General features: G+C 69.3%; 7 protein-coding genes and 1 pseudogene. 7 read left to right on the forward strand and 1 reads right to left on the reverse strand.

Annotated elements, in window-relative coordinates; genetic code table 11:
* Nucleotides 1-4: 4 nt before the first annotated feature.
* The 7 genes from ehuC to D455_RS0123410 all read left to right on the forward strand — a co-directional run bounded on the left by ehuC (nucleotide 5) and on the right by D455_RS0123410 (nucleotide 7,089).
* Entirely contained in the window at nucleotides 5-733 is a 729-nt protein-coding gene (gene ehuC, locus D455_RS0123380; RefSeq protein ID WP_017573112.1) for an ectoine/hydroxyectoine ABC transporter permease subunit EhuC, read from the forward strand.
* Nucleotides 733-1,368 (forward strand): ectoine/hydroxyectoine ABC transporter permease subunit EhuD, encoded by a 636-nt coding sequence (gene ehuD, locus D455_RS0123385; RefSeq protein WP_017573113.1) that lies wholly within the window; start codon nucleotides 733-735, stop codon nucleotides 1,366-1,368. Before ehuC ends, ehuD begins: the two co-directional genes overlap by 1 nt.
* Nucleotides 1,355-2,179, forward strand: a complete 825-nt coding sequence (gene ehuA, locus D455_RS0123390) for an ectoine/hydroxyectoine ABC transporter ATP-binding protein EhuA (protein ID WP_026122907.1) — start codon at nucleotides 1,355-1,357, stop codon at nucleotides 2,177-2,179. Before ehuD ends, ehuA begins: the two co-directional genes overlap by 14 nt.
* Before the next feature lie 172 nt (nucleotides 2,180-2,351).
* Entirely contained in the window at nucleotides 2,352-3,284 is a 933-nt protein-coding gene (locus tag D455_RS0123395; protein WP_083922398.1) for a CPBP family intramembrane glutamic endopeptidase, read from the forward strand.
* A gap of 176 nt (nucleotides 3,285-3,460) precedes the next feature.
* Complete coding sequence (locus D455_RS0123400; RefSeq protein ID WP_083922396.1) at nucleotides 3,461-5,572, forward strand: RNA degradosome polyphosphate kinase; 2,112 nt, start codon at nucleotides 3,461-3,463, stop codon at nucleotides 5,570-5,572.
* Complete coding sequence (locus D455_RS0123405) at nucleotides 5,569-6,588, forward strand: NUDIX hydrolase (protein WP_017573117.1); 1,020 nt, start codon at nucleotides 5,569-5,571, stop codon at nucleotides 6,586-6,588. Before D455_RS0123400 ends, D455_RS0123405 begins: the two co-directional genes overlap by 4 nt.
* Before the next feature lie 57 nt (nucleotides 6,589-6,645).
* Complete coding sequence (locus D455_RS0123410; protein WP_017573118.1) at nucleotides 6,646-7,089, forward strand: SRPBCC family protein; 444 nt, start codon at nucleotides 6,646-6,648, stop codon at nucleotides 7,087-7,089.
* A 142-nt stretch (nucleotides 7,090-7,231) separates the two neighbouring features.
* On the opposite strand, the pseudogene D455_RS34760 reads toward D455_RS0123410, so the two are convergent.
* A pseudogene (locus D455_RS34760) lies at nucleotides 7,232-7,522 on the reverse strand (hypothetical protein); the annotation flags it as partial.

Consider the following 7,522-nt stretch of genomic DNA (forward strand, 5'->3'; position numbering starts at 1 on the left):
CGCAGTGGACTTCCTGATCCAGCGACTACCGCTCTACCTCGACGGCGCCTGGGTCACCATCCAACTCACCATCGGGGGCTGCGCCCTCGCCTTCGTCCTGGCCATGGTCTTCGGGATCATGGGGACGATCAGGCACTGGCTGCCCCGGGCCATCGCCACGGTCTACGTGGAGGTGTTCCGGGGCATCGCCGCCCTGGTGCTGATCTTCTGGATGGTGTACGCCCTGCCGCAGCTGACCGGCTACCAACTGGCCGACACCTTCGCCGCGATCGTCGCCCTGGGCCTCAACGTGGGTGCCTACGGAGCCGAGGTCGTACGGGCGTCCATCAACGCCGTGCCCAGGGCGCAGGTCGAGGCGACGGTCGCCCTCAACCTCTCCTGGTCCCAGCGGATGCGCCTCGTCGTGCTGCCCCAGGCGTGGGCCCAGATGCTGCCCACGTTCGGCAACCTCGTCATCGAGCTGATGAAGGCCAGCGCCGTGGTCTTCCTCGTCGGCATCGTCGACCTGACGGCCGTCGCGCAGAACATGCGTGAGGCCACGGGAGAGACGCTGATCGCCTTCATCGGCTCCTTCATCCTCTACTACCTGATCGCACAGGTCTTCATCTTCGGCATGCGACTGCTCGAACGCCGTGCCAACCGGAAGCTGGGGCGCGCCGTGCCCGGCGGCGGAGGCCTTCTGGCCCTGCTCAAGCCCGAGCCGGTCGTGACGAAGTCGGGGGTGGCCAAGTAATGTTCGACTTGGAGTGGATCCTCCAGAACCTGCCCCGGCTGCTGGAAGCCCTGCTGGTGAACGTCCAGATCACCGTCTTCGGTTATCTGATCGCGCTGACCCTGGGGCTGCTGATCGCCATCGTCCGCCGGGTGCCGTACTTCGGCGCCGTCCTGCACGCGGCCATGGAGTTCATCCGTACGACACCGCTGGTCATCCAGGCGGTGTTCGTCTTCCTGCTGACCCCGGCCTTCATCTCCCCGCTGACCGTGGGCATCGTCGTCATCGGCGTGCACTACGCGGCCTACACCGCCGAGGTCTACCGCTCGGGTATCGAGGGCGTGGCCAAGGGGCAGTGGGAGGCGGCCCGGGCACTGAGCCTGCCCGTCAGCCGCACCTGGGGAGCCGTCGTGCTGCCGCAGGCGATCCGCAAGGTCATCCCCGCGCTGGGCAACTACCTCATCGCGACCTTCAAGGACACGCCGCTGCTCATCGCGATCAGTGTGGCCGAGGTGCTCACCGTGGCCCGGCAGATCGGGAGCGCGAGCTTCCGGATCGCCGAGGTCTACACCATCGTGGGATTCCTGTTCCTCATCGTGACCATCCCGTCCGCCATCCTCCTCCGACGACTGGAGCGACGCTATGCCGCCGTCTGATACCCCCGAGAAAGCACCATCCCCGGGTGTCGAGGGGCAGCCCCTGATCGTCTTCGACGACGTGGTGAAGCGCTTCGGCAAGCTCACGGTGCTCGACCACCTGAACTTCTCCGTCGCCCCCGGCGAGCGGGTCACCCTCATCGGACCGAGCGGTTCGGGCAAGACCACCATCCTGCGCCTGCTGATGACCCTGGAGAAGGTCACCGAGGGCGTCATCTGGGTGGCCGACGAGCCCTTCAGCCACATGCGCCGCGGCCAGGGGCTGACCCCCGCGAGCGAGAGTTACCTGCGCGCGCGCCGCAAGAGCATCGGCATGGTGTTCCAGCAGTTCAACCTGTTCCCGAACATGAGCGTGCGGAAGAACGTCATCGAGGCGCCCGTGCACGTGCTGGGCACCCCGAAGGACGAGGCCAACGCCCGCGCGGAGGAACTGCTGGAGCTGGTCGGGCTCGGCGACAAGATCGACGCCCACCCCACCCAGCTCTCCGGCGGACAGCAGCAGCGCGTGGCGATCGCCCGTGCGCTGGCCATGAAGCCGGAGATCCTGCTGCTGGACGAGGTCACCTCCGCCCTGGACCCGGAGCTGGTCGCCGGGGTCCTGGACGTGCTGCGCGAGGTCGCCGAGACCACGGACATCACGATGCTGTGCGTGACCCACGAGATGAGCTTCGCGCGGGACGTGTCGCACCGGGTGCTCATGTTCGACCAGGGCCAGATCGCCGAGGAGGGCGAGCCGGAGCAGATCTTCGGCGACCCCAAGGAGGAGCGGACCAAGTCCTTCCTGCGCTCGGTGCTGGACAACGGTTTCTGAGGACCCGCCGCGCCCGCCGGCCATCGGGGCCGCTCCCCGGCGGGGAGCGGCCCCGAGCCGCGTCCGGTGGCGGGACATCCCGACCGAGTGACGACATACCGTAGTCATTAAGTAGCTTTTAGTTTCCCCCTGGGCAGAATGAGAGTTCTGAGACAGGGGGACTCTTGTGACCATGGTGCGAAGATGGGGACTTCTCTGGGGAGTGCTGGCCGCCGTCCTGCTGGTCGTGGTGCCGATGCTCCTCCACCCCGTGCTGCGCACCGACGTCCTGAGCGACTCGATGCTCCTCCTCCTGGTCTCCTGGTCGCCGATGCTGATCGGCGGGATCCTGGCCTGGGCCATGGTCAGGGGCTTCGGCGCGCGCGAACAGCTGGCCCGCCGCATCGTCCAGGCGATGGACGGCCATCCCATCGTCCGTGAGCTGGGCTGGCTGGTGCTGTTCCTCGTGGGCTTCATGGTGCTGATGGCTCTGCTGTCGATGATCTTCGCCCCGTACGAGGCACAGCTCGACGCGGACCTGGCCATGTCCGAGTCCCTCGTCTCCCGGATGCTCTTCCTGTTCACCCTGCCGCTGCTGTTCATGGACCGCTCGGGGATCACCCTGGACGGCAAGGGCACCGCCATGCCCTCGCTCGCCCTGAAGGTGACCGAGCCCTGGCGCTGGCTCGGGATGCTCCCGATCGCGGTCTCACTGACCCTGATCGGCTACCTGCTCATCCCCTACCTCGGGCTTCCGGGGCCGTCGCTGGGTCTGCTGGGATACGTGCTCGCGTTCATCGTCATGTCGGTGTGCGAGGAGATCTTCTTCCGGGGGATGATGCAGACCCGCCTGGAGATCCTCATGGGCCGCTGGGGCGGCATCGTGGTGACCTCGGTGGTCTTCGCGGTCACCTACGCGCTCATCCAGCCCTACGACGCGGTGTCCCAGCTCCCGGGCGACGACCTGGTGTACAACACCGGCCTGGCCCTGCTCACCTACGCCACGGCCAGCCTCCTCTACGGCTACCTGTGGACGTGTTTCCGCAACACCTGGATCCAGGTCACCATGCGCGTCGGCATGTTCCTGATGCTCATGCCCCCGACGCTGCGTCTCAGCCTGGACTAGCCGGTGCAGCCGGTGGCCACCCCGCGCGTGCACGCCAGAAAACACCGTTCCGCAGGGGACTTCCCCAACAGGAGCGGGCATAAGTTCACAGAAGGCCCACGCCGGTCGCGTCGCGGTCATTTCCCCCTCACGGGGTTGTCACCGTGCGGTCATGGAAAAGGGGGAGTCTGCCCACTGTGAGCACGGAAACAGCGCCAACGCCAGCGGGGCCCACCACGGGGCCGCCCGAGCTGCCCGCCGACAGGTTCATGGACCGGGAGGAGGGTTGGCTCCGCTTCAACCAGCGGGTCCTCGAACTCGCCGAGGACGAGGACATCCCCCTCCTGGAACGGGCGCGGTTCCTGGCGATCTTCTCCAGCAACCTGGACGAGTTCTTCATGGTGCGCGTCGCCGGGCTCAAACGGCGCCTGGCCACCGGCCTCTCCGTCGCCTCCTCCAGCGGGCACCACCCCCGCGCACTGCTCGTGCGCGTCTCCCGGTTCACCCGCGAGCTCATGCTCCGGCAGGCCGCGTGCTTCCACGACAGCGTCGCCCCCGCCCTGCGCGAGGTCGGCATCCGCATCGTGCGCTGGAACGACCTGGAGACGACCGAGCGCGAGGAACTGCGCGGCTACTTCCGGCGTTCCGTCTACCCCCTGGTGACCCCCTTCGCCGTCGACTCCGCCCATCCCTTCCCCTACATCTCCGGCCGATCGCTCAACCTCGCGGTCGACGTCCGCGACCCCCGCGACGGGCGCCGCATGTTCGCCCGCGTGAAGATCCCCAGCTCACTACCCCGCTTCATCGAGCTGGGCGGCCGGGGCGGCGGCCGTTTCGTCCCGGTCGAGGACATCGTCGCCGCCCACCTGCCCCAGCTCTTCGAGGGCATGCAGGTCATGGAGCACAACGCGTTCCGGGTCACCCGCAACGCCGACCTGGAGGTCGACGAGGACGAGACCGACGACCTCATCACCTCGCTGGAGAACGAGTTGCTGCGCCGCCGCTTCGGCCCGCTCGTGCGCCTGGAGGTCGAGCAGGACATCAGCGACGAGGCCCTCGCCATCCTCACCCAGGAGCTGGGCGCCGAGGAGGAGGAGACCTACCGGGTCCCCGGACCGCTCAACCTCGCCGGACTGGCCCAGATCGCCGACACCGACCGCCCCGAGCTGCGCTACCCGCCCATGGTCCCCGTCGAACCGCGTGCCCTGACCTCCGGCGACCTGTTCGCCGCCATCCGCGAGCGCGAGGTCCTCGTCCACCACCCCTACGAGTCCTTCGCCACCACCACCGAACGCTTCCTGGCCCTGGCCGCCACCGACCCCGAGGTCGTGGCGATCAAACAGACCCTGTACCGCACCAGCGGCGACTCACCCATCGTGGAGTCCCTCATCGAGGCGGCGCGCGGTGGCAAGGAGGTCGTGGTCCTGGTCGAGATCAAGGCCCGCTTCGACGAGCAGAACAACATCCAGTGGGCGCGCAAACTGGAGGAGGCGGGCTGCCACGTCGTCTACGGCGTCGTCGGCCTCAAGACCCACTGCAAGCTGTCCATGGTCATCCGCCGGGACGACGACGGGGCGCTGCGCCGCTACTGCCACGTGGGCACCGGCAACTACAACCCCAGCACCGCCCGCATGTACGAGGACTTCGGCCTGTTCAGCGCCGCGCCCGAGGTGGGCGAGGACGTCAGCGACCTGTTCAACAGCCTCACCGGGTTCTCCCGGAAGAAGTACTACCGGCGCCTGCTCGTCGCGCCCTCCGCCCTGCGCGAGGGCCTGCTCGAACAGATCGCCGTCGAGATCGACAACAGCCTCCGGGGCGAGCCCGCCCGCATCCGGATCAAGGTCAACTCCCTGGTCGACCGGGAGATCATCGACGCCCTGTACCGGGCCTCCCAGGCCGGAGTGCACGTCGACCTGTGGGTGCGCGGCAGCTGCGTCCTGCGCGCCGGGGTGCCCGGGCTCTCCGAGAACATCCGGGTCCGCAGCATCCTCGGCCGTTTCCTGGAGCACTCCCGCATCTTCGTCTTCGCCAACGGTTGGCGGCCCCACGTGTGGATCGGCAGCGCCGACCTGATGCCCCGCAACCTGGACCGCCGGGTCGAGGCGCTGGTGCGCGTGGCCGATGCCGAGCAGTGCCGCAGGCTGGTCCGCCTCATGGACCTGGCGATGGACGACGGCACCTCGTCCTGGCGGCTGGAACCCGACGGGACGTGGACCCGCGTCACCCACGACGCCGACGGCCGTCCGCTCACCGACCTCCAGGACAGCCTGCGGGGGGACCGTCACCTGCGCGTGGTGGAGGGCGCATGAGCACCGAGCACGCCGGGGGAGACGTCGAGGGTTCCGTCGGGGGTGCGCACGCGGCCGGATCCCCGCGCGAGACGGCGGTGGGCGGCTACCTCGAACCCATCCGCGCGGGCGGCGCCCTGCTGTGGCGCGACGGCCGTGACGGCGGTACCGAGATCATCCTCATCCGCAGACCCGACCGGGGCGACTGGACCCTGCCCAAGGGCAAGCTCAAGAACCGTGAGCACCCCGTCACCGGTGCGGTCCGCGAGGTCCGCGAGGAGACCGGCCTGACCCCCGTGCTGGGCCGCAGGCTGCCTCCGCAGCGCTACCTCAAGGACGGGTGGCCCAAGCAGGTGGAGTGGTGGGCGGCCACCACCGCCGACCCCGGCGCGGGGATCGACTACCCGCCCAACGAGGAGGTCGAGCTGGTCGAGTGGGTCCCGGTGAAGGAGGCCCGCGACCGCCTCACCTACGACCACGACGTGCGGGTGGTCGACAGCTTCCTGGCCGGGCCCGCGACCACCTTCCCCGTCATCCTGCTGCGGCACCTGTCGGCGGGGGAGAAGCGCGCGTGGCCCGACGACGACCTGCTGCGACCGCTGGACGAGGCCGGACGCGCCGACGCCCTGGCCCTGCCCCGGGTGCTGGGCGCCTACGGGCGGCCCCGCGTGGTGACGTCGGCGGCGGCGCGGTGCACCGAGTCGGTGCTGCCCTACACGGTGGAGGCCGACGTACCGACGCGCACCGAGCGGGCGTTCACGGTCCACGCGTCGGCCGGGGCGCCCTCTCCTGGCGGTTCCCCGTACGGCGTGGAGGAGGCGCGTGAGGCGTTCGCGAACATCCTGGCGGAGGGTCTGCCGACCGTGGTGTGCACGCACGGGGAGCTCGTCCCCCAGCTGATGGCCGAGGCGCTCACAAGGCTGGGTGCGCCGTTCTCCCAGCAGATGAGCCTGCGCAAGGGTTCCTTCTGGGTGGTGCACGTGGCCTCGACCGGCGGTGGGCTGGCGGCGGTGGAGCGGCACGCGATCCGCGCCTGAGGGAGGATTCGGCGGGGTGCCCCGTGCCGGGTGGAGGACCGCTGCCATGATGCGGTCATGGCCAAACACAAGGTTGCGCGGAGCGTCGTGGTGGACGCCCCCGCCAAGCGGATCTTCGACATCATCGCGACACCGGCACGGCACGCGGAGTTCGACGGGTCGGGAACCGTGCTCGACACCCTCTTCGGTCCGGAACGGCTGGAGCGGGGCAGCGAGTTCGGCATGGACATGAGGATGTTCGGCGTCGGCTACCGGATGACCAACCGCGTGGTGGAGTACGAGGAGGACCGCCTCATCGCCTGGCGGCACTTCGGTCCGCACCGCTGGCGCTACGAGCTGGACGAGCTGCCGGGGGGAGGAACCCGCGTCACGGAGACCTTCGACTACTCCAGGGGCCTCCCGGCGTTCTACGTCCTGATGGGGATGCCCGCAAGGAACGCGCGGAGCATCGAGCTGACCCTGGGGCGGCTCAAGGCCGCGGCGGAGTCGGACGGGGCCTGACCGTTCCGGACACGGGGCGCCGCCCGCGGTCGGGGGCCGCGGGCGGCGCCGTGGCGAGGAGAGCGGGCTCGCCTATCCCGTCGGTGCCGCGCGCCCACCCGGGTGGAGGCGCGTCGGACTCAGCCGAACGAGCGGGTGGGGACTAGTGCCAGCCGTTGTCCTTGTGGTCCTTGTCGTCCTTCCAGTCCTTGTCGTCGTCGTCCTCGTCGTAGTAGCCGTCGCCGTCGTCGTCCTTCCAGTCCCTGTCGTCGTCGTGGTGGCCGTTGCGGTCGTCGTGGCCGTTCCGGCCGTCGTGGTGGCCGTTGTCGTCGTCGCCGTTCCGGCCGTCGCCCTTCCTCCAGTCGTGGTCGTGGCCGTTGTCGTCGTCGTGCCCGTTGTCGTCGTAGTCGTCGTGGTGACCGTTGTCGTCGTCGTGGTGGCCGTTGCGGTCGTC

It is taken from the genome of Nocardiopsis halotolerans DSM 44410 (assembly GCF_000341065.1).
Lineage (GTDB): Bacteria > Actinomycetota > Actinomycetes > Streptosporangiales > Streptosporangiaceae > Nocardiopsis > Nocardiopsis halotolerans.

Coding starts and splice junctions, on each gene's coding strand:
- D455_RS0123410 (WP_017573118.1), top strand. CDS start 6,646: ATGGCCAAACACAAGGTTGCGCGGAGCGTCGTGGTGGACGCCCCCGCC.
- D455_RS0123405 (WP_017573117.1), top strand. CDS start 5,569: ATGAGCACCGAGCACGCCGGGGGAGACGTCGAGGGTTCCGTCGGGGGT.
- ehuD (WP_017573113.1), top strand. CDS start 733: ATGTTCGACTTGGAGTGGATCCTCCAGAACCTGCCCCGGCTGCTGGAA.
- ehuA (WP_026122907.1), top strand. CDS start 1,355: ATGCCGCCGTCTGATACCCCCGAGAAAGCACCATCCCCGGGTGTCGAG.
- D455_RS0123395 (WP_083922398.1), top strand. CDS start 2,352: ATGGTGCGAAGATGGGGACTTCTCTGGGGAGTGCTGGCCGCCGTCCTG.